Source organism: Microbacterium sp. (assembly GCF_041641055.1).
Taxonomy (GTDB): Bacteria; Actinomycetota; Actinomycetes; order Actinomycetales; family Microbacteriaceae; genus Microbacterium.
In genome coordinates this window covers 50003-73738 of sequence record NZ_JBEPZB010000010.1, presented here as the reverse complement: position 1 = coordinate 73738, position 23736 = coordinate 50003, and the positions used below count along the sequence as shown (strand labels likewise).

Annotated in this window: 27 protein-coding genes; 15 read left to right on the top strand and 12 right to left on the bottom strand. The window is 68.5% G+C overall.

Going from position 1 to position 23736, the window contains the following annotated elements:
• Nucleotides 1-122: 122 nt before the first annotated feature.
• The 6 genes from ACESK8_RS08640 to xseA form a co-directional block, all read right to left on the bottom strand.
• Entirely contained in the window at nucleotides 123-959 is an 837-nt protein-coding gene (locus ACESK8_RS08640; RefSeq protein WP_372968208.1) for an endonuclease domain-containing protein, read from the bottom strand.
• Between the two features lie 418 nt (nucleotides 960-1377).
• Nucleotides 1378-2793 carry a class II fumarate hydratase gene (locus tag ACESK8_RS08635; protein ID WP_372968207.1) on the bottom strand — a complete coding sequence of 472 codons (1416 nt, stop codon included), beginning with the start codon at nucleotides 2791-2793 and terminating at the stop codon, nucleotides 1378-1380.
• Nucleotides 2790-3476 carry a carbonic anhydrase gene (locus tag ACESK8_RS08630; RefSeq protein WP_372968206.1) on the bottom strand — a complete coding sequence of 229 codons (687 nt, stop codon included), beginning with the start codon at nucleotides 3474-3476 and terminating at the stop codon, nucleotides 2790-2792. Before ACESK8_RS08630 ends, ACESK8_RS08635 begins: the two co-directional genes overlap by 4 nt.
• Entirely contained in the window at nucleotides 3473-4117 is a 645-nt protein-coding gene (locus tag ACESK8_RS08625; RefSeq protein ID WP_372968205.1) for a DUF4245 family protein, read from the bottom strand. The genes ACESK8_RS08630 and ACESK8_RS08625 overlap by 4 nt, the downstream gene beginning before the upstream one ends.
• Nucleotides 4114-4371, bottom strand: coding sequence for an exodeoxyribonuclease VII small subunit (locus tag ACESK8_RS08620; RefSeq protein ID WP_372968204.1), 258 nt, complete (start codon nucleotides 4369-4371; stop codon nucleotides 4114-4116). The genes ACESK8_RS08625 and ACESK8_RS08620 overlap by 4 nt, the downstream gene beginning before the upstream one ends.
• A 103-nt stretch (nucleotides 4372-4474) precedes the next feature.
• A complete protein-coding gene (xseA, locus tag ACESK8_RS08615) occupies nucleotides 4475-5767 on the bottom strand; it encodes an exodeoxyribonuclease VII large subunit (protein ID WP_372968203.1) in 1293 nt (430 codons plus the stop codon).
• Between the two features lie 90 nt (nucleotides 5768-5857).
• Here xseA and ACESK8_RS08610 point away from each other — a divergent pair, with 90 nt between their 5' ends.
• The 3 genes from ACESK8_RS08610 to ACESK8_RS08600 all read left to right on the top strand — a co-directional run bounded on the left by ACESK8_RS08610 (nucleotide 5858) and on the right by ACESK8_RS08600 (nucleotide 8501).
• Nucleotides 5858-6901: a 4-hydroxy-3-methylbut-2-enyl diphosphate reductase gene (locus tag ACESK8_RS08610; RefSeq protein WP_372968244.1), complete on the top strand. Its 1044-nt coding sequence runs from the start codon at nucleotides 5858-5860 to the stop codon at nucleotides 6899-6901.
• Nucleotides 6902-6904: 3 nt separating this feature from the next.
• Nucleotides 6905-7696 carry an IclR family transcriptional regulator gene (locus ACESK8_RS08605; protein WP_372968202.1) on the top strand — a complete coding sequence of 264 codons (792 nt, stop codon included), beginning with the start codon at nucleotides 6905-6907 and terminating at the stop codon, nucleotides 7694-7696.
• Between the two features lie 280 nt (nucleotides 7697-7976).
• Complete coding sequence (locus ACESK8_RS08600) at nucleotides 7977-8501, top strand: DUF6264 family protein (RefSeq protein ID WP_372968201.1); 525 nt, start codon at nucleotides 7977-7979, stop codon at nucleotides 8499-8501.
• Nucleotides 8502-8568: 67 nt separating this feature from the next.
• Here ACESK8_RS08600 and fbaA read toward each other — a convergent pair whose 3' ends face one another.
• Nucleotides 8569-9597: a class II fructose-bisphosphate aldolase gene (fbaA, locus tag ACESK8_RS08595; RefSeq protein WP_372968200.1), complete on the bottom strand. Its 1029-nt coding sequence runs from the start codon at nucleotides 9595-9597 to the stop codon at nucleotides 8569-8571.
• 182 nt (nucleotides 9598-9779) lie between these two features.
• On the opposite strand from fbaA, the gene glpX reads away from it, so the two are divergent.
• Together glpX and ACESK8_RS08585 are read left to right on the top strand one after the other, a co-directional pair.
• On the top strand, nucleotides 9780-10766 hold the full coding sequence (gene glpX, locus ACESK8_RS08590; RefSeq protein ID WP_372968199.1) for a class II fructose-bisphosphatase: 987 nt from the start codon (nucleotides 9780-9782) through the stop codon (nucleotides 10764-10766).
• 157 nt (nucleotides 10767-10923) lie between these two features.
• Entirely contained in the window at nucleotides 10924-11214 is a 291-nt protein-coding gene (locus tag ACESK8_RS08585; protein WP_060926775.1) for a hypothetical protein, read from the top strand.
• 49 nt (nucleotides 11215-11263) lie between these two features.
• Here the strand turns inward: ACESK8_RS08585 and rmuC are convergent, their stop codons facing one another.
• Nucleotides 11264-12598, bottom strand: a complete 1335-nt coding sequence (gene rmuC / locus ACESK8_RS08580) for a DNA recombination protein RmuC (RefSeq protein ID WP_372968198.1) — start codon at nucleotides 12596-12598, stop codon at nucleotides 11264-11266.
• A gap of 75 nt (nucleotides 12599-12673) precedes the next feature.
• Nucleotides 12674-13282: an exonuclease domain-containing protein gene (locus tag ACESK8_RS08575; RefSeq protein ID WP_372968197.1), complete on the bottom strand. Its 609-nt coding sequence runs from the start codon at nucleotides 13280-13282 to the stop codon at nucleotides 12674-12676.
• Nucleotides 13283-13342: 60 nt separating this feature from the next.
• Between ACESK8_RS08575 and ACESK8_RS08570 the strand changes: the two genes are divergently transcribed.
• Genes ACESK8_RS08570 through ACESK8_RS08560 form a run of 3 tightly spaced genes read left to right on the top strand, consistent with a single transcriptional unit; the run spans nucleotide 13343 to nucleotide 15742 of the window.
• Nucleotides 13343-14083 carry a class I SAM-dependent methyltransferase gene (locus ACESK8_RS08570; RefSeq protein WP_372968196.1) on the top strand — a complete coding sequence of 247 codons (741 nt, stop codon included), beginning with the start codon at nucleotides 13343-13345 and terminating at the stop codon, nucleotides 14081-14083.
• Between the two features lie 60 nt (nucleotides 14084-14143).
• A complete protein-coding gene (ychF, locus tag ACESK8_RS08565) occupies nucleotides 14144-15235 on the top strand; it encodes a redox-regulated ATPase YchF (protein WP_372968195.1) in 1092 nt (363 codons plus the stop codon).
• Nucleotides 15236-15244: 9 nt separating this feature from the next.
• A complete protein-coding gene (locus ACESK8_RS08560) occupies nucleotides 15245-15742 on the top strand; it encodes a DUF4279 domain-containing protein (RefSeq protein WP_372968194.1) in 498 nt (165 codons plus the stop codon).
• A 23-nt stretch (nucleotides 15743-15765) separates the two neighbouring features.
• Here the strand turns inward: ACESK8_RS08560 and ACESK8_RS08555 are convergent, their stop codons facing one another.
• Complete coding sequence (locus tag ACESK8_RS08555; RefSeq protein ID WP_372968193.1) at nucleotides 15766-16545, bottom strand: alpha/beta fold hydrolase; 780 nt, start codon at nucleotides 16543-16545, stop codon at nucleotides 15766-15768.
• Nucleotides 16546-16775: 230 nt separating this feature from the next.
• On the opposite strand from ACESK8_RS08555, the gene ACESK8_RS08550 reads away from it, so the two are divergent.
• The 3 genes from ACESK8_RS08550 to ACESK8_RS08540 are packed head-to-tail and all read left to right on the top strand — an operon-like array spanning nucleotide 16776 to nucleotide 18589.
• A complete protein-coding gene (locus tag ACESK8_RS08550) occupies nucleotides 16776-17441 on the top strand; it encodes a hypothetical protein (protein ID WP_372968192.1) in 666 nt (221 codons plus the stop codon).
• Nucleotides 17354-18394 (top strand): GNAT family N-acetyltransferase, encoded by a 1041-nt coding sequence (locus tag ACESK8_RS08545; protein WP_372968191.1) that lies wholly within the window; start codon nucleotides 17354-17356, stop codon nucleotides 18392-18394. Before ACESK8_RS08550 ends, ACESK8_RS08545 begins: the two co-directional genes overlap by 88 nt.
• Nucleotides 18395-18433: 39 nt before the next feature.
• Nucleotides 18434-18589 (top strand): hypothetical protein, encoded by a 156-nt coding sequence (locus tag ACESK8_RS08540; protein WP_372968190.1) that lies wholly within the window; start codon nucleotides 18434-18436, stop codon nucleotides 18587-18589.
• Between the two features lie 181 nt (nucleotides 18590-18770).
• Here ACESK8_RS08540 and ACESK8_RS08535 read toward each other — a convergent pair whose 3' ends face one another.
• A complete protein-coding gene (locus ACESK8_RS08535; protein ID WP_372968243.1) occupies nucleotides 18771-19961 on the bottom strand; it encodes a N(5)-(carboxyethyl)ornithine synthase in 1191 nt (396 codons plus the stop codon).
• A 122-nt stretch (nucleotides 19962-20083) separates the two neighbouring features.
• Here ACESK8_RS08535 and ACESK8_RS08530 point away from each other — a divergent pair, with 122 nt between their 5' ends.
• The 3 genes from ACESK8_RS08530 to ACESK8_RS08520 are packed head-to-tail and all read left to right on the top strand — an operon-like array spanning nucleotide 20084 to nucleotide 21102.
• Nucleotides 20084-20338 carry a hypothetical protein gene (locus tag ACESK8_RS08530; protein ID WP_372968189.1) on the top strand — a complete coding sequence of 85 codons (255 nt, stop codon included), beginning with the start codon at nucleotides 20084-20086 and terminating at the stop codon, nucleotides 20336-20338.
• Between the two features lie 22 nt (nucleotides 20339-20360).
• The gene (locus ACESK8_RS08525) at nucleotides 20361-20513 is read left to right on the top strand and encodes a hypothetical protein (RefSeq protein WP_372968188.1); all 153 of its coding nucleotides are present in this window, start codon (nucleotides 20361-20363) and stop codon (nucleotides 20511-20513) included.
• 25 nt (nucleotides 20514-20538) lie between these two features.
• Nucleotides 20539-21102, top strand: coding sequence for an alpha/beta fold hydrolase (locus ACESK8_RS08520; protein ID WP_372968187.1), 564 nt, complete (start codon nucleotides 20539-20541; stop codon nucleotides 21100-21102).
• Between the two features lie 194 nt (nucleotides 21103-21296).
• Here the strand turns inward: ACESK8_RS08520 and ACESK8_RS08515 are convergent, their stop codons facing one another.
• Nucleotides 21297-21962, bottom strand: a complete 666-nt coding sequence (locus ACESK8_RS08515) for a hypothetical protein (protein ID WP_372968186.1) — start codon at nucleotides 21960-21962, stop codon at nucleotides 21297-21299.
• A 107-nt stretch (nucleotides 21963-22069) separates the two neighbouring features.
• Here ACESK8_RS08515 and ACESK8_RS08510 point away from each other — a divergent pair, with 107 nt between their 5' ends.
• Nucleotides 22070-23734, top strand: a complete 1665-nt coding sequence (locus ACESK8_RS08510; protein ID WP_372968185.1) for an ABC-F family ATP-binding cassette domain-containing protein — start codon at nucleotides 22070-22072, stop codon at nucleotides 23732-23734.
• Nucleotides 23735-23736 lie beyond the last annotated feature (2 nt).

Sequence of the window (23736 nt, the reverse complement as noted above, 5' to 3'; positions counted from 1 at the left end):
GGTCCCCGTCCCGTTCTGCACACGATGCCCCGGATCGCACATCTGTCTCGCCGAAGACTGTGCGATCCCGGGCTTTGTGTGCTCTGCGGGCGGCGGAGTGCGTGCCGGAGCGACCCTGAAGGTCAGTCCTGCATCGACAGACGGCGGATTGCAGCGAGGACCGCCGTCTGTACTTCCGGCCAGTCGTGCACGATCTGCGCGTAGTCGAATCGCAGCGTCTCGTACCCGCGGATCGAGGCCGCCGAGTCTCTGACCAGATCCCGGTGCCGGTGCGATGCATCGTCATGGTTCGACTTGCCGTCGGCCTCGAGGATCAGTCGCCCGTCGATGACGAAGTCGACACGACCGACTCCGTCGATCACGACCTGGCAGTCGAGGCGGATGCCGAGGAGATGCAGTCTCAACCGCAGCAGGGACTCCAGCCCGCTGTCCGCATCCGACCGGGCGATGTCGACGAGCCAGCGCGCGTTCTGCGGGAGTGCAGCTCGAATCCTGGAACGCGCAGCCTTCGAGAGCTTGCCGAGTCGCCACGCGGACTCGAAGGCCGCGAAGAACGCCTCGTCGCCGGCGCATCGTCGGACGTGCACGAGTGCGACCGTGAGCGACGCGGCAGCGAGGGGACGATCGCCTCGGTAGTAGTGGATGACGCACGCACAGTCCGGATGCGGATGACCGTGGCGGCCGGGACCGAGCCATACATGCACAGCGGCTGCCGCGGGCAGCGTCCACACTCCTTGTGCGCGAAGCACGGTCACACAGGTCGCTGCGCCGCCGTGCAGGACAGCGGTGCGGATGTCCTCCGGTACTCGACCCGACGCGAAGATCCCCGCGCGCAGCCGCTCGATCTCCCCGGCATTCACGCTGCGCGACAGCGTGCGCCGATCGAAGCCGAGGCTCTGGAGGTGCGAACCGCGCGCGATCCCGCCGAGCCGCTGGATGGTGTCGGGTGCGGAGAGCATGACGACAACCCTGCCGCCTGGGCCGCAGGGTCCGATGGCGCGAAATCGCGACCGGTGGACAAGACCCCGGAGAAGGTCGGGGTGCAGGGGGAGTGGGATTGTCCCAGCCTGCACAGCGTGCCTCGAATCACGGACGTTTCCCCGACATTTATGTGCAGAACGGGACATCGTGTGCAGAACGTGACATCTGGACGGGGTGCAGGGGGAGTGGGCTTGTCCCAGACCGCACAGCGTGCCTCAAATCACGGACGTTTCCCCGACATTGATGTGCAGAACGGGACATCGTGTGCAGCACGGGACATCTGGGCAGGGGGCAGGGACACGGTCGGATGCCGACCAGACCCGAAGACGACGGATGCCGCAAGGAACATGTCCCTGCGGCATCCGTCGTCAGCGTGAGGTGATCACCCGGAGTGGATCAACCCGGGTGGGTCATCGACAGCAGGTCGAGCTTCTCGTCGAGCTGCTCGATCGTGAGGTCTCCGCGCTCGACGTAGCCGAGGTCGATCACGGCGTCGCGCACGGTGATGCCCTTCGCGACCGAGTGCTTGGCGATCTTCGCGGCGGCCTCATAGCCGATCAGCTTGTTGAGCGGCGTCACGATCGACGGGCTCATGCCCGCGAAGGCGGCTGCGCGGTCGAGGTTCGCCTGCAGACCGTCGACGGTCTTGTCGGCGAGCACGCGCGAGGCGTTGGCAAGCAGGCGGATCGACTCCAGGACCGCCGTGCCCATCACGGGGATGGCGACGTTGAGCTCGAACGAACCGGACGCACCGGCCCAGGCGACGGTGGCGTCGTTGCCGATGACACGGGCGCAGACCATGAGCACCGCCTCGGGGACGACCGGGTTCACCTTGCCGGGCATGATCGACGAGCCGGGCTGCAGGTCGGGGATGTGCAGCTCGCCGAGACCGGTGTTGGGGCCGGAGCCCATCCAGCGCAGATCGTTGTTGATCTTGGTCAGCGAGACCGCGATCGTGCGGAGAGCGCCGGATGCCTCGACGAGACCGTCGCGGTTGGCCTGGGCCTCGAAGTGGTCCTTCGCCTCCGTGATGGGCAGCTCGGTCTCGGCCGCAAGCAGCTCGATCACCTTCTGCGGGAATCCGAGCGGGGTGTTGATGCCGGTTCCGGTGGCGGTGCCGCCCAGCGGCACCTCGGCGACGCGGGGGAGAGCGGACTGGACGCGCTCGATGCCGAGGCGCATCTGACGGGCGTATCCGCCGAACTCCTGGCCGAGGGTGACAGGCGTCGCATCCATCAGGTGGGTGCGGCCGGACTTCACGGCGTCCTTCCACAGCTCGGCCTTCGCCTCGAAAGCGACGGCGAGGTGGTCGAGGGCCGGGATGAGCGTGTCGATCAGGGCCTGCGTGACGGCGATGTGCACGGAGGTCGGGAAGACGTCGTTCGACGACTGCGACGCGTTGACGTGATCGTTCGGGTGCACGTTCGCACCGAGGATGCGGGTGGCGAGCGTCGCGAGGACCTCGTTCATGTTCATGTTCGACGACGTGCCGGAACCGGTCTGGTACGTGTCGACCGGGAACTCGCCGTCGTGGGCGCCGGAGGCGACCTGGTCGGCCGCCTGGGCGATCGCGTCCGCGATGGCGCCGTCGAGCGTGCCGAGCTCCTTGTTCGCGAGCGCCGCAGCCTTTTTGATGCGCGCGAGGGCAGCGATCTGGGTGGACTCCAGGCCCTTGCCCGAGATCGGGAAGTTCTCCACTGCGCGCTGCGTCTGAGCGCCGTAGAGCGCGTCGGCGGGAACCCGCACCTCGCCCATCGTGTCGTGCTCGATGCGGTAACCCTGCGCGTCTGCGCCGCTGTGCTGGTCGGTCATTCCGAACCCTCCTTGGTTGCGGGGCTGTGCCCCTCGGTGTCGATTGCGTCGTCGATCCCGACCGTGATGACGGGCACTGCTGTGCCCTCGGCGAGCCGGTAGTTCGCGCCGACGATGCCCAGACGGCCTTCTGCGACGGCGTTCGAGATCACCTCGGACGACTGCAGCAGGTCTCTGACTGTGTTGCGCAGGTGCTCCTGGCCGACGAGTTCGGCGTCGATCTCGGCGACGGTGCTTCCGCCGCTCTCGGCGAGCACCTTGCGGGCGGCGGGGACGATCGGGGCGATGAGCTTCCAGATATGCGGAGGCAGGGGTGCCGCGTCGATCGCGGTGCCGTCGATCGCTGCGCGCACGGCGCCGCAGGAGTCGTGGGCGAGGACGACGATCAGCGGCACGTTCAGAACCGCCACCGCGTACTCGAGGCTCGCGACGATCGACTCGCCGATGACCTGTCCGGCGTTGCGGACGACGAACAGGTCTCCGAGTCCGAGGTCGAAGATGATCTCGGCGGCCAGACGCGAGTCGGAGCATCCGAACAGGGTGGCGACGGGATGCTGCGCCGCAGCGAGGTGCTTGCGCCGGGCCACGTCCTGATTGGGGTGCCGGGGGGCGTCGGCCACGAATCGCTGGTTGCCCTCCTGCATCTGCGTCCAGGCGGCGGCGGGAGTGAGCGCGTGGGTCATCGGGTCTCCGAGAGTTCGCGGATCTGGGGGAGGAGCGATTCGGCGAGTTCGGCGGTGGACTCGGCCGAGCGGGAACCGTAGAGCAGCAGGTAGTCGTCGCCCGCCTGGGTTCCGATCGCGTAGGTGATGTTCTGCTTCGCGCCGGCGTCGCCGAGGTCGTAGACGTCCCACTCCACGCCGTCGATGGTCGTGGTGTCGGTCGGCGCCGTGCCGTTGAGCCGCTGCGGCGCCCACGACGCATCCGTGCCGAAGGCCTGTGCGAGCTTGATGAAGCCGCGCTCGTTCTGAGCAGCCGGGGCCAGCGTCACGTCCCAGACCATGGGCGCGCCGCTGGTGAGGCCTGCGGCGTTGACACGCCAGAACGATCCGAGTTCGGGGACGATGACCGGGCTCCCGACGGTGGATTCCACGTCGGCGGCGATGCCGGCGACGTCGATGTCCTCCGTGGTCGCGGGTTCCCCGCGCGGAACGGCGAAGACGATCACCGCGACGATCGCCAGAGTGGCGATGAGGGCGGCGACGAGGCTCCGCACGGTCTGGCTCGAGCGATAGGCCTTGCTCGATGCGGCCTTGCGGGCGGCGGTCTCGGCGGGGGTCTCCGGGCGTCCGAGCTCCGCGACGATCGGGGCGGGCTTGTTCACGACTCGTCCTCGTCGGAGGAGTCTGATGCGCCGGAGGAGTCGGATGCGGCCGAGCGTGCGGCGTCGAGGCGGCGCTTGGCGCCCAGGAGCCACTCCTCGCAGCGGGCCGCGAGGGCCTCGCCGCGTTCCCAGAGCGCGAGCGACTGCTCCAGCGTGGGCGCCCCCTGCTCGAGCTCCGAGACCACCCTGACCAGCTCGTCTCGAGCGGCTTCGAACGACAGCGTGTCCACAGGGGTGTCGTTCAGCGCACTCACGCCTCCATCCTACGCGCTGCGCAGGCGGTGCTCATCCGGAGGGCTGACCCGCGGACGACCCGGCAGGCGACCCCGCGGGCGACCCGGCGCACTACCCGGCGCACTACCTGGAGGAGGATGCCGATTCCTCGGCGATCTCGCCTTCCGAGCGAGCCGCGAGTGAGCCGCGGTCGACCGTGATCGTGAGGGCGCTTCCGGCCGGCGCATCCGCCGCGTCGCGCAGGATGACGCCACCGTCGAGGTGAGCGATCGCATACCCCCGTGCGAGGGTGGCCGCGGGGGAGAGGGCACGGAGCGACGCGCGCAGCTCGCTGGTCGCGCGGCCTGCCGCATCGAGCCGACGGGTGATGGTGTCCCGCCCGCGGGAGAGGGTCAGCCACACCTCCTGCGAACGCGAGTCGATGATCGGATCGGGCGATCGCAGCGCCGGACGGGACCGCAGCTGCTCCAGCTGGGCGATGTCGTGCGACAGGCGCTGGGTGACCCGGGAGGTGGCCCTCGACCGCAGCTGCGCGATCAGGGCCCGCTGCTCGCTGACGTCCGGGACGATCCGTTTGGCGGCATCCGTGGGCGTGGAGGCGCGGAGGTCGGCGACGTCGTCGAGCAGGGGGTGGTCGTTCTCATGGCCGATCGCGCTGACGACGGGAGTCGAGGCCGCTGCCACGGCGCGCACGAGACGTTCGTCGCTGAACCCCAGGAGCGTCTGCGGGTCGCCGCCGCCACGGGCGATGACGATCACGTCGACATCGGGGTCGGCGTCGAGCCTGGCGAGTGCCGCGAGCGTGTCGGGGACGCACCGGTCGCCCTGCACGGCGGCGTACTCCGTGCGGAAGCGGACCTGGGGCCACCGCAGCTCCGCATTGCGGTGCACGTCCTTCTCGGCATCCGACCTCTCACCGGTGATCAGCCCGATCACGTGCGGCAGGAAGGGCAGCCGCTTCTTGCGGGATGCGTCGAACAGGCCCTCCTGGCGCAGCTGCAGGCGCAGCTTCTCGAGGCGTTCGAGCTGATCGCCGAGACCGACGTGCTTCATCGCCGACGCGGCGAAACTGAAGTCGCCGGCCTTGACGAAGTAATCGGCCTTGACCGCCGCGACCACATGATCGCCGACGGCGAGATCGGAGGGGATGCGCGGGCGGACGCTCGACCAGATCCTGATCGAGATCTGCGCGTCGGAGCGCGTGTCCTTGAGGCGGGCGAAGATGTTGCCGCCGCGGACGTTCCAGGAGGTGATCTCGCCCTCGACCCAGACCGTGTTCCAGCGGGCGACGAAGTCGCGGATGGTCCCGTTGAGCCGGGCCACGGACGTCGGCGCGTCGGCGGTGGAGTCGCGGGGAGCGACGGCATCCGCGGGCGGAGTCTCGCCCGGACGCGTGGATGCTTCGAAGACCGTCATGCGCTCGGCGTCCCTTCCCGCTCCTGCTCAGGTTCTCGGCGGTAGAATTCAAGGGTGACCTCGACTGCCGTTCATCTGCCTCTGCCGCGCATCCCACGAGTACGTGGGGCGGCCGGGCGGCTTCAGGATAACCCGGTCGTCGGGAACAAGCGCGTTCTGCTCGCCGCTCCCCGCGGCTATTGCGCCGGCGTCGACCGCGCCGTGGTCGCGGTCGAGAAGGCGCTGGAGCGCTACGGAGCCCCGGTCTACGTGCGCAAGCAGATCGTGCACAACATCCACGTCGTCTCCGAGCTCGAGGAGAAGGGTGCCGTCTTCGTCGAAGAGGTCGACGAGGTCCCGCCGGGTGCTCACGTCGTCTTCAGCGCGCACGGAGTCTCACCCGCCGTCGTCGATGCGGCTGCCGACCGCGGCCTGCACGCGATCGATGCGACCTGCCCCTTGGTGACCAAGGTGCACCGCGAGGCCGTGCGCTTCGCCCGTGACGACTTCGAGATCCTGCTCATCGGGCACGAGGGCCACGAGGAGGTCGAGGGGACGGCCGGCGAAGCGCCGGAACACGTCACGATCGTCAACTCGCCTGCCGAGGCCGACACCGTGCAGGTGAAGGATCCCTCGAAGGTCGTCTGGCTCTCGCAGACCACGCTCTCGGTCGACGAGACCATGGAGACCGTCAACCGGCTGCGCACGCGCTTCCCCGAGATGCACAATCCGCCCTCCGACGACATCTGCTACGCGACGCAGAACCGTCAGGTCGCGATCAAGAAGGTCGCCGCGAACGCCGACCTCGTGATCGTCGTCGGCTCCGCGAACTCGTCGAACTCGGTGCGCCTGGTCGAGGTCGCCCTGGAGTACGGCGCCAAAGCTGCGTACCGGGTGGACTACGCCGAAGAGGTCAAGCAGGAGTGGCTCGACGGTGTCGCCACGGTCGGCGTGACCAGCGGCGCATCCGTTCCCGAGGTGCTGGTGCGGGAGGTGCTCGACGCTCTCGACGGCGCTGGGTACCGAGACGTCGAAGAGGTCAAGACGGCGGAGGAGGACCTCATGTTCTCCCTTCCGAAGGAGCTGCGCCAGGATGCCTCCGGCCAGCGCGATGCCCGGGCGCTCGGGGGACGCGCGTCTGGTGGAAGCGCCTAGACGGTGAGCGCGGCAGAGGCCGAACCGACCCTCATCGGGTCTGTGCAACGCGCTCTGCGGCTCGTCGACATCGTGGCGAACTCGCCGCGACCCCTGCCGGTGAAGATGCTGTCCGCCATCACCGGGCTGACCCAGGGCACGACCTACAACCTCGTGCGCACGCTGATCCATGAGGGATACCTGACCAGCGAACCGGACGGCCTCGTGCTGGGCTCCCGGTTTCCGGCGTTCCAGGCGGACTCGGGCGCGAGAGGGATCTTCCTCGCGCGAGTGCGTGCGGCGCTCCGTGACGTGACCGAGGAGCTGGGCGCGACCGCCTATCTGTCCCGGTATCGGGACGGCGAACTGCACCTCGTCGACATCGTCGATGCGGTGCGCAATCCCCGGATCGAGCTGTGGGTGGGGCTGGAGTCCAGCGCACACGCCACGGCGCTCGGGAAGCAGATCCTCACCGAGCTCAGTGACGACGAGCGCCTGGACTACCTCGCCAGGCATCGGCTCGAAGAGCTCACGCCGCGCACGATCAGCGATCGGCGGACGCTGCTGACCCACCTCGAGCAGTCCCCGGGCTTCGCGGTCGACCGCGAGGAGTATGCGATCGGCAACGCCTGCGTCGCGGTCCCGGTGATCGCGCCCGATGTGGTGGCGTCGCTGGCGATCTCGCTCCCGGCCGACCAGGTCGTGCTGGATCGCAGTCTCATCGGAAAGCTCCAGCAGGCGGCGCGGCGGCTGTCTCTGCAGCTCGGCGCGGATGCGCTGGCGGGCAGCGAGCCGTCGGCGAGCGCCTCCGAGTGAACCTGCCGACGTTCGGCGGGCCGGATGTTGTTTCACTATCTGAAGAAATACCCCTGGCGTGTCGGCACGCGCTTTCCTAGAGTGTGGGTTGTAGTCGTCTGTGCATTCGGCGCTACAGGTGGTGAAACGTCCCCAGCGTTTCTCAACCCACTTGGATGACGAACGTCCCCAGCGTTCCGAATCCGCGGCCCCGTGAAGTCCCCACTTCTCCGGGGCCGCCATCGTTTTCGGCGCCATCACCCTGAGAGCCGCGCAGAGGCTGGACGGATACCATGGCGTGATGACGGACCAACGGCCGCAGTACGGCGAGATCGCCACCCTCGAGGAGCAGCGCAGGGCAGCAGGCCTGCCGCCGCTCGACGCGATGCCGGTCGCAGCCGAATCACCGGTCGTACCTCCGGCTCCGACCGCGGAGCCGCGCCCTGCGAGTTCGAGCCCGGTCGACCGGTTCGTGACGATCGCGCTCCTCGCCTACGGCCTCGTCAACGTCGTCGTCACCGGGCTGTCCTACCTCGACTTCTCCACGGCGATGAACGAGGTGCTCCGAGCCGTCGGCGCGGACGGCGAGTTCACGAACTTCGCGCAGGGCAAGCTCTGGGGCACGATCGCCGCAGTCGTGCTGGCGGCGGGGTGGTCGTTCACCGCCTACTTCTCGGTCCGCCGGCTGCGCAGCGGACGGCGCGCCTGGTGGGTTCCGCTCGTCGGGGCGGCGGTCACGCTGTTCATCGCATCGATCTGCGTCGCGATCCCGCTGATGAACGACCCGGCGTTCATCTCCTTCATGGACACGATGGCGGCGCGCTAGTCGCCGGATACGCAGAGATGCCCCCGACCTGTCGGTCGGGGGCATCTCTGCATCAGGCAGGTTCCGGTCAGCTCTTCGACTGGCCGTAGGAGCCGAGCTGGCGCGTGGACTCGACGACGCGAGCCGCCATGGCGGTCTCCGCGACCTTGCCCCAGGCGCGCGGGTCGTACTGCTTCTTGTTGCCGACCTCGCCGTCGACCTTCAGGACGCCGTCGTAGTTCTTGAACATGTAGTCGGCGATCGCGCGCGTGTAGGCGTACTGCGTGTCGGTGTCGATGTTCATCTTGATGACGCCGTTGGCGACCGCGAGGGCGATCTCGTCATCCGTGGAGCCGGAGCCACCGTGGAAGACGAGATCGAGCGGCTTCGCACCGGTGTTGTACTTCGCGGCGACCTGCTCCTGGATCTCTCCGAGAAGTTCGGGGCGCAGCTTGACTCCACCGGGCTTGTAGACGCCGTGGACGTTGCCGAAGGTGAGGGCGGCGATGTAGCGGCCCTGCTCGCCGAGGCCGAGGGCCTGCACGGCCTGATCGACATCCGCGAAGGTCGTGTAGAGAGCGTCGTTCGAGCCCTCGTGCGCGACACCGTCCTCCTCGCCGCCGACGACGCCGATCTCGACCTCGAGGATGGCGTTGATGTTCTTCATCCGGGGCAGCAGATCCTTGGCGATCTCGATGTTCTCCGCGAGGGGGACTGCGGACCCGTCCCACATGTGGGACTGGAAGATCGGGTTGCGGCCGGCCTTCACCTCTTCCTCGGATGCGGCGATCAGCGGCTCGACGAAGCCGGCGAGGGCGTCCTTCGGGCAGTGGTCGGTGTGCAGGGCGACGGTCACCGGGTAGTTCTTGGCGACCTCGGTGGCGTAGCGGGCGAACGCGAGCGCGCCGGTCGCGCGGGCCTTGACGGTGTGGCCGGCGAAGTAGTCGGCGCCACCGGTGGTGACCTGGATGATTCCGTCGGAGCCCGCCTCGGTGAGGCCCTGCAGGACGGAGTTGATCGTCTGCGAGCTCGAGACGTTGAAGGCGGGGTACGCGAAGCCGCCGGCCTTCGCGCGGTCGAGCATTTCGGCGTACTGATCCGGGGTGGCGACGGGCATGAGAACTCCTGCGATAGGGGAAGCCGGGACAGCTGTCACTCTATCGGGGCTGACTCGGTGCTGCTGTCGAGGTGACCCCGCGAGCACCCCTGTCCTATTCTCGTGTTAAGAATCGCGATTCCTTCGTCTGTTGTTGCCCGAAAACGGGCTGGTTGACGCGCCTCCCTGGTTAGGCTGGCCGCATGGTGAGTCTTACTGCGGATCTGAGCCCTCTTCGTCCCGACCGAAACCTGGCGATGGAGTTGGTGCGCGCGACTGAGGCCGCCGCGATCCGCGCCGTGCCGTTCATCGGACGTGGCGCGAAGGAGGCCGCCGACGGTGCCGCCGTCGACGCGATGCGCGCCTTCCTGGGTACGGTCGCCTTCCAGGGCAGAGTCGTCATCGGCGAGGGCGAGAAGGACAACGCTCCCATGCTGTTCAACGGCGAGGTCGTCGGCACGGGCACCGGTCCGCAGTGCGACATCGCCGTCGACCCGATCGACGGCACGTCGCTCACCGCCGCGGGGCGTCAGAACGCGCTCTCGGTGATCGCCGTATCCGACCGCGGGTCGATGCTCGACGCCTCCAGCGTGTTCTACATGGACAAGCTCGTCACGGGCCCGGCAGGCGTCGGCGTGGTCGACATCCGGCTCCCGATGGGCGAGAACATCCGCAAGCTCGCCGGCGCGCTGGGCAAGCCCGTCGACGAGATCGTCGTCTCGGTTCTGAACCGTCCCCGCCACGAGCAACTGATCCAGGAGATCCGGGATGCCGGTGCCGGCACCCGTCTGATGAGCGACGGCGACGTCGCCGGCGGCATCAACGCTGCCCGTCACGCGGCGCGCACCGACATGTGCGTCGGTATCGGCGGCAGCCCGGAGGGGATCGTGACGGCTTGCGCGATCAAGGCGCTCGGCGGGCACATCCAGGGGCGTCTGTGGCCGCGTGACGACGATGAGCGTCAGCGCGGGATCGATGCCGGACTCGACATGGATCGCGTATACGAGGCGAACGATCTGGTGCGGGGTGACAACACGATCTTCGTCGCGACCGGCGTCACCGACGGCCAGCTGGTCGACGGCGTGCGGCGCGACGGCGGGTACATCTACACCGAGAGCGTCGTGCTGCGCGGGGCCTCGGGCACGCTGCGCCGGATCGCTTCCGAGCACCTCGTCTCGAAGTGGCTCTGACCACGACCCTCTGAGCTGTACCGGGTCATCGTTACCGACCCGGTACAGCCCTCCAGAGCGCCGGGCCGGCTTTCCTCCGCGTCCGTGTCACAATTGACACTGGATTTGTCGCCGTCGACGGAGCCGCCAGGCACCGCAGGCACAGGAGGGCAGACCGATGACAACGCAGCACACGAGTGGCTCCAAAGCCGCGCCGACCAAGATCGTGACGACGAGCACCGGCCGCATCATGCGTGTCTCCGTGGATGAAGCGGGCGTTCCCCTGTCCCACGCACCCGCCGCCGTGACGAAGGCTCCGGTCTCGGATCCCGCGCGACGTGCCGACGTGCTGTTCCGCGTCCGCCGTGATGAAGGCCACGAGCTCAGCTCCTGGTGGATGGTCGGTGCCTTCGTCGTGACGAGCGGCCTGGTCATCCTGCTGCTCAGCGGCGTACCCGGCATCGCCTGAGCACGGGCGTTCCGCTGCCGCAGCTGTCTTTCCGTCAGCCGCCTGTCTTTCAGCCACCCATCGCCTGGTGATCGCCGAGCCGCGATCGGATCTCACCCACGTCGGCCTGTAGGGTCGGAGCATCAGTCGCGCCACCTTCCGGAGCTTCGTCTGCTGAGGCTGCGTCTGCGGAAGAATCTGCTTGTGCTGCGGTGCCGTCTGCCGTGGCACCGCCCTCCACCAGCTCTGCTGCCGTGAACTTACGGGACTGCGCCGTGATCGTCGGCGGCACCGCGTCGAGCGTTGTGGCGCTGATGCCGGGGAACTGCCGAGCGGTGACCAGCACTCTGCTCTCCAGCGAGCCGGCGAAGCGGTTGTAGCTGTCGACCGTGCGCTCCAGGGCGCGGCGCAGATCATCCGCGTGGCCGGCCAGTACGCCGAGCCGGTCGTAGAGCTGAGTGCCGAGGTTCAGCAGCGCCCGCGCCTCGGTCGAGACCTCCTGCTGCGTCCACGTGTACGCCACGGTCTTCAGGACCGCCCAGAGGTTCACGGGCGAGGCGAGCGCCACTCGCTTGCTGAACGCGTAGTCGAGCAGCGTCGGGTCCTCATCGATCGCCGCCGCGAGCAGGGATTCGCTCGGCAGGAAGCAGATGACGAACTCGGGGCTCGCGTCGAGTCCCGACCAGTACGCCTTCTTGGCGAGGGCGTCGATGTGCGCGCGCACCGCTTTGACGTGCCTCTGCATGTGCGCTCGTCGCTGCGTCTCGTGCGAGTCGCCCCCGGGCAGCGCCGAGGCTTCGAGGTACGCGTCGAGCGGCACCTTGGCGTCGACGGCGATGGACGTGCCACCCGCAAGGCGGATCACCATGTCGGGGCGGCCCTGCCCGCGGTCGGACGAGATGGTGGACTGGAGGTCGAAGTCGACATGGCGGGTCAGACCTGCGGCCTCGACGACACGACGGAGCTGCGTCTCTCCCCAGACGCCTCGCGTCGCCGTCGACTTGAGTGCACCCGCGAGGGATTCGGTCGTCGCACGCAGAGCCTCGTCGGACTCCTGGGCACGGCGGAGCTGCTCGGCCAGCGACCTGAACTGCACGTGCCGCTCCTGCTCGATCGCGGACACCTTCTGCTGCATCTGCTGCAGGCTCTCGCGTACGGGCGCCAGTGCCGTGAGCACCGCGTTCTGCTGCTGCACGCGCTGCGCCTCGGCACGCTGCTCCAGCCGTGCATGCTCGACGGCATCCCGGTAGAGGTCGTACTGCCGGTCGCGGTCGTCGCGCGCGGCGGCGAGCTCGGCCTGTGCCCGCGCGAGGTCGGCCGCCCCACGCGAGGCGCGGAGGAACCAGCCACCGGCCACGCCGGCCGCCAGAGCGACCAGGAGGAGAACCATCGTCAGAGCGTCCATGACCCCATGATGCGCCAGGGGTCGGACATTCGCGTGGCGCGACTCAGGCGACGACGCGCCAGGTGTCAGCGCGACTCAGGCGACGGCGCGCTCGGGCACGGCGGCGACGGGCACGGCGGCTACGGGCTCCGTGACACGCAGCTTGAGCGCTGTCGCCAGGGCGAAGACGTCGGGGGAGGCGGTGCGGCGGGCGGCATCCATGATGATGTGCGCGCAGGCGAGCGCATCCGCGAGCGCGTCGTGGTGGGAGAAGCCCGTGAAGCCGGCGGCCTCGGCCGCTTTCGGCAGCCGATAGGACTCGAGCTCGTAGACCTTGCGGGCCACCTGCAGGCTGCACAGCGACCGGTAGGGCGGGCAGTCGCCCCCGGTCGCCTCGGAGGCGCGGCGCAGCACGTTCAGGTCGAACCCGGCGTTGTGGGCGACCAGCACATCGGCACCGGCGAAGGCGCACAGTCGGTCGAACTGATCGGCCCAGGTGGCGGCCGTCACGACGTCGTGCGCGCGGATGCCGTGGATCTTGGTGTTCCATTCCTGGAACTCGTCGTGCCCTGCCGGCGGGCGGATCAGCCATCCGGCGGTGGCCACGATCTGGCCGTCTCGCACGCGGACGAGTCCGACGGAACAGGCGGATGCCGGGCTGGAGTTCGCAGTCTCGAAGTCGATCGCAGTGAAATCCAGTGGCACATCCCCACTCTCTCCCCGGCTTCGGAGTCGACCGAGGAGGACGCGCCGTAGGCTGGCGACATGAGTGCAGACAGGGCGACATCGTTCGGCGCGCAGGCGGAGAACTACGAGGCCGGAAGGCCCGAGTATCCCTTCGAAGCCGTGGCGTGGATGCTCGACGCGATGCCGCACGGGTCGCGCCGCATCGCCGACGTCGGCGCAGGGACGGGCAAGCTCACGCGCGTCCTCGCCCAGGCCCCCGAGGCCGAGGTCGTGGCAGTGGACCCTGACGACACGATGCTCGCCACTCTGCGGCAGAGCGTCCAGGGCGTCCCGACCTTCCGCGGATCTGCGGAGCGCCTGCCCCTGCCGGACGCGAGCCTCGACGCCGTCGTGCTCGGGCAGGCCTGGCACTGGGTCGAGCCGGTCGCGGCATCTGCCGAGATCGGTCGAGTCGTCCGCACAGGTGGCGTGCTCGGATTGATCTGGAACATCCGCGACGAGCGCGTGGAGTGGGTGCGACGGCTGACGGAGATCATGCACAGCAGTCCGGCCGAGAACCTGGTCAACGGACCCGAGGGCCCGCGCATCGAGGCTCCCTTCGCGGACGCCGAGACGCACACCTGGGAGTGGACCCGCCCGATGACCCGCACGCAGTTGCACCAGATGGCGCTGTCGCGCAGCTACCTCATCGCCGCAGCCCCCGAGGAGCGCGCGGAGATCGCGAGCGCGATGGACGCGCTGTTCGACGAGCTCGGTCTCGGCGACGGCACGATCGACCTGCCCTACGTGACCCACGCCTTCCGCGCCGTGCGGCGCTGACGGTCACCGCGGCGACAGTCCGCAGGAACGTCGCATCGGCGACGGGTAGACTCGACGCCCGTGGCTCTCACTATCGGCATCGTCGGCCTGCCCAACGTCGGCAAGTCCACCCTCTTCAACGCTCTCACCAAGAACGACGTCCTCGCGGCGAACTATCCGTTCGCGACGATCGAGCCGAACGTCGGGGTGGTGAACCTGCCGGATCCGCGTCTCGACAAGCTCGCCGAGATCTTCGGCAGCGAGCGCATACTGCCTGCCGCCGTGTCGTTCGTGGACATCGCCGGCATCGTCCGAGGCGCGAGCGAAGGTGAGGGGCTCGGCAACAAGTTCCTCGCGAACATCCGCGAGGCCGACGCGATCGCTCAGGTGGTCCGTGGCTTCGCCGACGACGACGTCGTGCACGTCGACGGTGCGGTGAACCCGGCATCCGACATGGAGACGATCAACGCCGAGCTGATGCTCGCCGACCTCGAGACGGTCGACCGGGCGATCACCCGGTACGAGAAGGAAGTACGCGGCAAGAAGATCGAGCCCGTCGTCCTGGAGACGGCGAAGGCGGCGAAGGATGCCCTGGAGCGCGGCGTGCTGCTGTCCGTCGCCGGCATCGACCTGACGCCGATCCGGGAGCTCGGTCTGCTGACCTCCAAGCCGGTCATCTTCGTCTTCAACGTCGACGAGGCGGTGCTCACGAACGACGAGCGCAAGGCCGAGCTCGCGGCGCTCGTCGCTCCGGCGAAGGCGATCTTCCTTGACGCGAAGATCGAGTCCGAGCTCATCGACCTCGACCCCGAGGACGCAGCCGAGCTGCTCGCCTCGACCGGCCAGGACGAGTCCGGCCTCGACCAGCTCGCGCGCATCGGGTTCGACACGCTGGGCCTGCAGACCTACCTCACCGCCGGCCCCAAGGAGGCGCGCGCCTGGACGATCCCCAAGGGCTCGAAGGCGCCTCAGGCTGCCGGCGTCATCCACACCGACTTCGAGAAGGGCTTCATCAAGGCGGAGATCGTCTCGTTCGACGACCTCGTCGAGACCGGCTCCGTCGTCGAAGCGCGTGCGAAGGGCAAGGCGCGCCTCGAGGGCAAGGACTACGTCATGCAGGACGGCGACGTCGTGGAGTTCCGTATCGGAAACACATCTGGCGGGTCCAAGTAAGTTTCGCCGATGATCCAGGGCAACAGGGCGTCGCTCAGCATCCACAGCGACACGAGGACGGTAGCCGAGATCTCTGCGATGCTCGGACTGGAGCCCAGCGACTGGGGTGACAAAGGCGATCTCACTCCTGCGGGGCGGGCCGGTCGGAACTATGCCCCGGAGCGTCTGACGCACCAGCGGACCTATTGGTCGCTCACGGAGAGTGTTGACGAACCGGGTGCCGACGATCAGACCGGCTTCTCTGCACTTCGCGCGTTGGTGGTGAGACTGGAACCCAACGCTCAGGCACTCATAGAGCTACGTCAAGGCGGAGAGACCAGGCTCTGGTGGTCAGGGCACTCCGACAGCACGCAAGGTGGATTTGTGCTGGAGGCGGACTTGATCAGCGCCATTGCCACGCTGGAGTGTGATGTCTTCGGGACCGCGTATCTCACCGAGGATGACGAGGTCGAGGATGCGATGAGCGACGGCGACGGCGACGTCGTGGAGTTCCGCTTCAACAACTGACGCAGTCCGATCGAACGGGCGGTCTAGCCGCGGCGGTCGACGTCCTGACGAAGGATCTCGGGCCAGGTTTCGACATCCTCCGGGGTGCGGGCGACCCTCAGGGTCGCGTGCGGGAGCAGCACGGCGAGGGATTCCGCAGTCGACAGCGGGTGGCCCGGATCACCCACCCACGCCAGGATCGTCGTCGGCGCATCGATTCGTGCCACGGCTTCGGGGGCAGGCAGATCGCTGAGCCCCGCGCCGCGAAGCAACGACGGCAAGAGAGCGTCGGCGACATCGGGCCATGTCTCCGGCGACCCGACGGTGGCCGGGGGCGGAACCGATCCCCGCGTGGCGGTGTGAAATGCCTCCACGCCGTCAGACTCGATGAGCGCAGCCGCTGCTCGATAGTGTGCGGCGTGACCCGGTCGGGTCTTCCACGCAGTGGGCGGCACCATGAGTGTGAGCCCGGTGAAGCGGTCCGGCTCGATCGACGCGGCGTGAAGAAGGGTCGCGGCGCCCATGGAGGGGCCGACCCCGTGGACGCGTTCGCCCGGGAACCAGTGATCCAGCAATCGCAGAAGATCGTCAGCGAGGTTCTGCCAGGCATAGTCCTCGGGGACTTTCCGCCCCGTCGACCGGCCATGGCCGCGTGCGTCGTACCGCAGCAGCCGAGTTCCGCTGAGGCCTCGACCGAGGTCGAGATTGAGCACCCGATCGCGGGCCCGGCTGGAGGTGAGGCCATGCAGCTGGACGACCGGGTGTCCGCCTTCATCGCTCAACGCGACAGCCAGCTCGGCTCCGGCTACCTCGAAAGTGGGCATCGGGCTCCTCGATCGGTGACCCACCGCATCCGCTCGGGCGGTCGTGGGGTTTCAGGTTATCCGGGGGCGATAGGGTACTGCCCATGCGACTGACCAACGTCACGCACCTCCGCCTCCCGTTCGGACGGCTCTGGGGTTACGACGTCAGCGCGTCTGCGCTGGGACGACGCCTCCCCGTGTCGTTCGATCAGCGAATCCATGTCGCGGCCGGCGATCGACCAGGCTCCTGGATGGCGCTGTCGTTCCGGCTGCCCGCGCCGACTCGCCGTGAATCGATCGCCGATGCCTGGCTGGCTGTCGTCGCTCGCCACGGCACACTGCGATCGGCATTCGCGCCGGGTGCTGATGGCGAGCCTCTGCTTCACGAGATCGAGATCGACGGCGGAAGCTGGGTCGAGCATCAGGTGGCCCCGGGCCAGGCTGTCAACGACGCGTTGCGGGACGTCCTCGATGCGGCGTGTTCGCCGTACCGGCATCCGTCGCACCGGCTGTGCGTGTTGGAGACCGCAGCGGGGCTCACCGTGGTGATCGCCGCGGACCACGCGCACGTCGACATGTGGTCGATGCTGGTGATCGCCCGCGACCTGCTGTCTGCGCTGGACGCGGGGAGGACAGGCGCGGACCGATGCCCGGGCCTGCACCCGCATTCGTGGAGCACACGCAGGCGTTGCTGGATCGGGATGCTGCGCCGGACCACGTGCGTCGGCGATGGGAAGCCGTCATCGAGGACAGCGGTGGTGCGATGCCGCAGTTTCCCTTGGCCCTGGGGACGCCCGAACCGCATCGCGAACGTGTGGAAGTGCGTGACGTGTTCGATGTGGACGACGCCGCGGCTTTCGCTGCGCAGGCCCGTGAGGACGGCGTCTCGACCCTCGCACGCGCCGTGGTCGCGATGACTGCGGTGACCCGTGAGGTGGCGGGTGTCCCGCTTCGGGCCGTGTTTCCCGTGCACAGCCGCTTCGAGGACCATTGGCATGACTCGGTCGGATGGTTCATCACGAACTCCGTCCTCGAGTCGGACGTCGCCGAACCGCATGCGGCCGCGGCGGCGGTGAAGGAGGCGGTGCACCTCGGTGCGTGGCCGCTCGCAGACGTACTCGCACCGTGGGGTGGCATGCCCGTGACGCCCGGTATGTTCGCGATCTCGTGGCTCGATCTGCGCAGGTTGCCGGTGCGGATCGACTCCATCGGGCTCGATGCCCAGTACGTCAGCGCGGCGACCGACACGGACCGCGTCATGCTGTGGTTCATCCTGGACGAGTCGGGACTGCACCTGCGATGCCGCTATCCCGACACCTCCGAGGCTCGGGACAACGTCGGCGGATGGCTTGATCTGCTCGTCACACGACTGCAGGCGGATGCGAGGTCATCTGTTCGTGGACGGCTGCAGGTGGCAGACCGCACGTTCCGGCTCGAGCGTGCAGACCGTGACGATATCGCGCCCATTGCAGCGCTGCTGTTCGATGATCGATTCGGGTCGGACCGTGAGAGCGTCGAGCTCGAGCGCTACGAGGCGGCCTTCAGCGCGGTCGCTCGCGACAGTTCCCACTATCTGGGCGTTCTCCGCGACGATGCCGACCACATCGTCGGCACCATGCAACTGACCGTCATCCCTGGCCTCTCCCGCGGTGGTTCGACACGATTGCAGATCGAGGGACTGCGAGTCGCGCCGGGCGAACGGTCACAGGGCCTGGGTGCGGCGATGATCGAGTGGGCTCACGATTTCGGCCGTGCGCGTGGGGCGCGATTGGCGCAGGTGACCACCGACGAGGCGCGGGATCGCACCCGCGCCTTCTACGCCCGCCTCGGATACGAGGCTGCTCACGTCGGACTGAAACGGCAGATATAGACGCGTACGCTGTGTGTGTCGCCGACCGAAGGATTCGCCATGTCTGACCTCAACGAGCACATACCCGCCCCGGACGAGCCGTCAGTCCCCGAACTCGAACTCGACGAGACCATCGCGCCGCGTCCTGAGGAGGACATCGCCGATGTCCTGCGGGCGAAACCCGACCTCGGAGATCACAGCGCGCATTCCGGATGAGACCGGAAGGGCCCGGAACTCGGTGGAGTTCCGTTTCAACGACGAAGGTACTTCGAATGCCGATGAGCAGCGGATTCACAGCGCAGCAGAGAGTCGCCACTGTGCCGTTCGAAGAGGGGAGCGGTGATCGCACCTCTGTGGTCGCTGATCACCCGATCGTCGCGCTATCGGACCCGATCCGTCAGAGCGTGACGCTGAGCGCGTGCGGATACGCCGCGTCGCGCCCCTGGAAGCTCAGGATGCTCGGGTTCTGCACGACGCCGTCGCGGATCTCGATCGCGCGGGTGAGCGTCTCGTTCTCCGCCCACGCGTCCGGGCCTTCGAGCACGGTCCGCAGGAATGGCATCAGGGCCTCGCTGATGTCCCAGGTGGCGGAGTTCCACAGGTAGGACGGACTGTGATCGACGGCGTAGTAGTTCACGCCCTGCCCGACGGTGAACATCGGCGCCTCGAAGGAGGTCGGCGTCGCCCACTCGAAGCCCATGCCCTCGTCGCACGAGACGTCGATGATCAGGCTGCCGGGCGAGAAGCGAACGAGGTCTTCGGTGCGCAGGTATGTCAGCGGTGCCGCGACGTCTTGGAAGGTGCAGTTGACGACGATGTCGTAGGTCGCCAGGAAGCCGGGCAGGAGCACCGCTCCGTCATCCGTGCTCACCTCGCTCAGGTGGGTGGGCCCGTCGTCGGTGTTCAACTGGGTGAGGTGGGCGTTGTGGATGGGGGAGCCGACGGCAGCCGCTCCGCGCTGCGTGAGGACCTCGATGTCGTGGACCCCGTGTGCGTTGAGCGCCGTCACCGCACCTCGCGCCGTCGCGCCGAATCCGATGACGACGGCGCGCAGCCGCGGCCCGTAGTCGCCGGTCGAGCCGACGAGGCTCATGGCGTGCAGCACGGAGCAGTAGCCCGCGAGCTCATTGTTCTTGTGGAACACGTGCAGGCTCATGTCGCCCTGCGCCGTCCAGTGGTTCATCGCCTCGAAGGCGATCAGCGTGAGCCGGCTGTCGATCGCCTGCTGCGCGAGAGCCACGTCCTGCACGCAGTGCGGCCATCCCCACAGGATCCGGCCCTCGGGGATGGCGGCGACATCGGCGAGCTGCGGCTTCGGAAGCAGCAGCACATCGGCGGAGGCGATGACCTCGGACCGGTCGGCGACCCGCCCCACACGCGCCTCGATGTAACCGGGTTCGAGCTGGAAGTCGGCACCATAGCCGTGCTCGACGATCATCCGTGCTCGCACGTCGGCGTCGATCCGATCGAAATGGCGCGGATGGATCGGCAGGCGACGCTCGTTCTCCATCGAGGAGCCGGCCAGCAGTCCGAGGCTGAGGAGCCCGTCGGTCGGAGGCGTGCGGTGAGCAGCGGACGAGCGTGTCATGTCGGACAACGGGTTCCCATCTTCGGGGAACCGGGGTCAGCTCCTGCCCTGACTCTACGCCCCCACGCAGGAGGTGGCGCGCGTCGATTCCCGGCATCCTTCGGGCGCGGCATACTGGGTCCATGGTGCGGAGGACGACGGTGGGGCAGGAGCTGCTCTGGTTCGCCGTGTCCGTCGTCGCTCTCGTGCTGTTCGTCCCGACCGCTGTCACCGCATTCGCTGCGCCGGGGGAGTGGACGGCCGGATGGATCGATCTCGCCTCGGGTCAGGCCGAGGTGCCGACCTGGTTCAGCCTCGGGATGAACTGCGTCCTCGTGCTCGTGACGGCCGTGACCGCGGTCCTCTTCGGAGCGCTCCTGGTCCGTCGACTGCGATGAGTGAACGTCGATCGTGGCGCCCGTGGTGCTGTGGCTGCGCCACGACGGCGTGATCGCTCCGCTCGTCGCCCTCGCCCTCCTCGCCAACGGGCTCTGCCTGGTCGCGGGAGCGCTCGTGCTCGTCGCCGGGCGGGGTGGCGGCCGGTCTCCGACTACGCTGGATGTCGATCCCTGAACGCCGAACGAGGAGCCGTGCGCCCATGACCGACACCCAGATCTTCGAGCCCGAGGGCCGTGCCATCCCGTTCGTGGACGAGGGCGACGGACCCGTGAAGCTCGTGCTCATCCAGGAGCAGGGTCTTGCCGCAGACGTCCTGGGAGTCGCCGCGCACTACCTCGCCGAGGAGGCGGGCTTCCACGTGCTCCGTGTCGGTCACCGGTCGGGTTCCGAGGCCACGCTCGACCAGCGTGTCGACGACGTCATCGCAGTGATCGACCAGGTCGGCATCGAGGACACCTGGGTCGGTGGGCACGGATTCGGCGGCACGATCGCCCGGGCCCTGGTCGCGGCGCATCCGGACCGTGCGAACGGACTGCTGCTGCTCGGGGTCGAGGATGTCGACATCGATGTGGCCCCCGCGATCCCGGTGCTGATCGTGCAGGGCACCGAGGACTCCGACACTCCCGCCGCGAACGCCGAAGCGCTGCAGGCGACGATTCCCGACCGCTCGAGCATCAAGACGATCGCCGGCGATCACCTCTTCCCGATGCACCACCCGATCGAGACGGGTGTGATCATCGAGGAGTACCTGGACTGGGACTGACCCGGCTGCGGCCCACGAGCGCACGGCCTGCACAGGATGCCCCAGATCGCACAGCTGTCGACCAGAAGGATGTGCGGTCCGGGGCATCGTGTGCAGATCGGGACGACGGCTGACTCGGCACGCCTGACTCGGCACGCCTGACTCGGGACACCAGATCGGGACGCCGGCGGAGGACCCCGAGCGGGGTCTGCCGCTCAGAGGTCGCTGTAGTCGTCTGCCGGAGCGCTGATCTGCGTCACCGCGTCGTCGGTGAGGGCGAACATCAGGTACTGGATGCCGGTCTCACCCGGTCGGCTCAGGGACGTCGTCCCCGGAACCTCCTGCTCGCCGACGCCGAGGTAGTCGGCGATTCCGTCTTCGTCCTCGTCCCACACGTCCCAGCCCTGCGCCGCGAGGACGTCGTCGCGTGTCGAACCGATGACGAGGCCGTCCTCGGAGGCGATCGGCACCCCACTCACGGTGGCCGCGTCGACGACGATGCGCGAGAACGTGCCCTGGCCGCCCTCGTCCGTCACGACACCCAGACCGTCCCAGTCGTAGCTCACGAGGTCGGTCTCGTACCCCGGCGGGTCCTGAAGGTCGGTCTGCACCGGTGCCTCGCCGGTCGCCTCCTCGAGCAGGGCGAGAACGGCGGCAGGGTCGTCGAAGGGGGCCGACCCTGCGGCATCCGCGTCCACGAGCTCGAGTCCGTCGATCGAGACGATCAAGCGGGAGTCCTCCGCGTCGGTGGGCGGGGAGCTCGGCGTCTCGGCAGCCGTCGGCGTCGGAGTGGAAGCGCCGGGAGCGGGCTCGGGCGCGCACGCGGAGAGTAGGAGAGCAGTAGAGGCGGCGAGAAGGACGAGGGAAGCCTGACGGTGCATGCCCCGATCGTATTGGTCACGAGCAGCCGGCGCGCGCGACGCGGTGCAGCGTTCCGAAACCGTGATCGGGTGTCCTGTGGGCGACGGTCGACTGAGACAATGGTCTGATGACCGCCACCCTCGTCGCCCAGAATCTGGCGGGCGGCTACGGCCACCGCATCCTCTTCGAGGGTCTCGATCTGACGGTCGCCCCCGGTGATGTGATCGGAGTCGTCGGGGCCAACGGCGCGGGCAAGTCCACGCTGCTGCGCATCCTGGCCGGCGTCCTTCCACCCGCGGAGGGCGCGGTGTCCCTCGCTCCCGTCGATGCGTTCGTCGGATGGCTGCCCCAGGAGCACGAGCGGGTCGAGGGGGAGACTGTCTCGCAGTACATCGCCCGGCGCACCGGGTGCGCGGTGGCGACCGAGGACATGGATGCTGCGGCTGCCGCGCTCGGCGACCCGTCGCTCGCCCCGGCGGGGACCGACCCCGCCGACACATACTCTCAGGCGTTGGACCGGTGGCTGGCGAGCGGTGCCGCCGATCTCGACGATCGCATCCCCGCGATGCTCGCAGACCTCGGGCTACCCGGCGACAGCGGGGTCGGAGCGCACGCGCTCATGACAGGTCTCTCGGGCGGGCAGGCCGCGCGCGTCGGTCTCGCCGCGCTTCTGCTGTCGCGCTTCGACATCGTGTTCCTCGACGAGCCGACGAACGACCTCGACCTCGACGGACTCGAGCGCTTGGAAGCCTTCGTCCGCGGGCTGCGCGGGGGCGTCGTGCTCGTCAGCCATGACCGTGAGTTCCTCGCGCGCAGCGTGACGCGGGTGCTGGAGCTCGACCTCGCTCAGAACAGCCACCGCCTGTACGGCGGAGGATACGACGCGTACATCGAGGAGCGGGCCGTCGTGCGCCGTCACCTGCGGGAGAAGTACGACGAGTTCGCCGACAAGAAGGCCGATCTCGTCGCGCGCGCTCGGACCCAGCGCGAGTGGTCGAGCCAGGGCGTGCGCAACGCCATGAAGAAGGCGCCGGACAACGACAAGATCAGGCGCAAGGCCTCGACGGAGTCGAGCGAGAAGCAGGCTCAGAAGGTCCGCCAGATGGAGAGCCGCATCGCGCGCCTCGACGAGGTCGAGGAGCCGCGAAAGGAGTGGCAGCTCGAGTTCACCATCGGCTCGGCGCCCCGATCGAGCACCGTCGTCTCTACGCTGAACTCAGCGGTCTTCCGGCAGGGCGATTTCTCGCTCGGCCCCGTGTCGCTGCAGGTCGACGCGGGAGACCGGATCGGCATCACGGGCCCGAACGGAGCGGGCAAATCGACGCTCCTGCGCGCGCTCCTGGGACGCCAGGTGCCCGTCGAGGGCACTTCGGCGCAGGGGAGCAGCGTGCAGGTCGGCGAGATCGACCAGGCCCGATCCCTCCTCGTCGGCGACGCGGCGCTGGCCGACGCCTTCGAGTCGCTCGTGCCGGAGATGTCCTCTGCGGAGGTGCGGACACTGCTCGCGAAGTTCGGACTCAGGGCGGACCACGTCACCCGCCCGGTCGATGGGCTGTCGCCGGGGGAGCGGACCCGAGCGGCCCTCGCGCTCCTGCAGGCCCGCGGCGTCAATCTGCTGGTGCTCGACGAGCCCACGAACCATCTCGATCTCCCCGCCATCGAGCAGCTGGAGCACGCCCTCGAGTCGTACACGGGGACGCTGCTGCTTGTCACGCACGATCGGCGGATGCTCGACGCCGTCCATACCGACCGTCGGTGGCGCGTCGAGGCCGGACAGGTCTCCGAGGACTGACG

Coding starts and splice junctions, on each gene's coding strand:
- ACESK8_RS08520 (WP_372968187.1), top strand. CDS start 20,539: ATGACCGACACCCAGATCTTCGAGCCCGAGGGCCGTGCCATCCCGTTC.
- xseA (WP_372968203.1), bottom strand. CDS start 5,767: ATGACGGTCTTCGAAGCATCCACGCGTCCGGGCGAGACTCCGCCCGCG.
- rmuC (WP_372968198.1), bottom strand. CDS start 12,598: ATGGACGCTCTGACGATGGTTCTCCTCCTGGTCGCTCTGGCGGCCGGC.
- ACESK8_RS08635 (WP_372968207.1), bottom strand. CDS start 2,793: ATGACCGACCAGCACAGCGGCGCAGACGCGCAGGGTTACCGCATCGAG.
- ACESK8_RS08540 (WP_372968190.1), top strand. CDS start 18,434: ATGTCTGACCTCAACGAGCACATACCCGCCCCGGACGAGCCGTCAGTC.
- fbaA (WP_372968200.1), bottom strand. CDS start 9,597: ATGCCCGTCGCCACCCCGGATCAGTACGCCGAAATGCTCGACCGCGCG.
- ACESK8_RS08600 (WP_372968201.1), top strand. CDS start 7,977: ATGACGGACCAACGGCCGCAGTACGGCGAGATCGCCACCCTCGAGGAG.
- ACESK8_RS08640 (WP_372968208.1), bottom strand. CDS start 959: ATGCTCTCCGCACCCGACACCATCCAGCGGCTCGGCGGGATCGCGCGC.
- ACESK8_RS08535 (WP_372968243.1), bottom strand. CDS start 19,961: ATGACACGCTCGTCCGCTGCTCACCGCACGCCTCCGACCGACGGGCTC.
- ACESK8_RS08570 (WP_372968196.1), top strand. CDS start 13,343: ATGAGTGCAGACAGGGCGACATCGTTCGGCGCGCAGGCGGAGAACTAC.
- ACESK8_RS08530 (WP_372968189.1), top strand. CDS start 20,084: ATGGTGCGGAGGACGACGGTGGGGCAGGAGCTGCTCTGGTTCGCCGTG.
- ACESK8_RS08555 (WP_372968193.1), bottom strand. CDS start 16,545: ATGCCCACTTTCGAGGTAGCCGGAGCCGAGCTGGCTGTCGCGTTGAGC.
- glpX (WP_372968199.1), top strand. CDS start 9,780: ATGGTGAGTCTTACTGCGGATCTGAGCCCTCTTCGTCCCGACCGAAAC.
- ACESK8_RS08510 (WP_372968185.1), top strand. CDS start 22,070: ATGACCGCCACCCTCGTCGCCCAGAATCTGGCGGGCGGCTACGGCCAC.
- ACESK8_RS08560 (WP_372968194.1), top strand. CDS start 15,245: ATGATCCAGGGCAACAGGGCGTCGCTCAGCATCCACAGCGACACGAGG.
- ACESK8_RS08550 (WP_372968192.1), top strand. CDS start 16,776: ATGGCGCTGTCGTTCCGGCTGCCCGCGCCGACTCGCCGTGAATCGATC.
- ACESK8_RS08585 (WP_060926775.1), top strand. CDS start 10,924: ATGACAACGCAGCACACGAGTGGCTCCAAAGCCGCGCCGACCAAGATC.
- ACESK8_RS08630 (WP_372968206.1), bottom strand. CDS start 3,476: ATGACCCACGCGCTCACTCCCGCCGCCGCCTGGACGCAGATGCAGGAG.
- ACESK8_RS08515 (WP_372968186.1), bottom strand. CDS start 21,962: ATGCACCGTCAGGCTTCCCTCGTCCTTCTCGCCGCCTCTACTGCTCTC.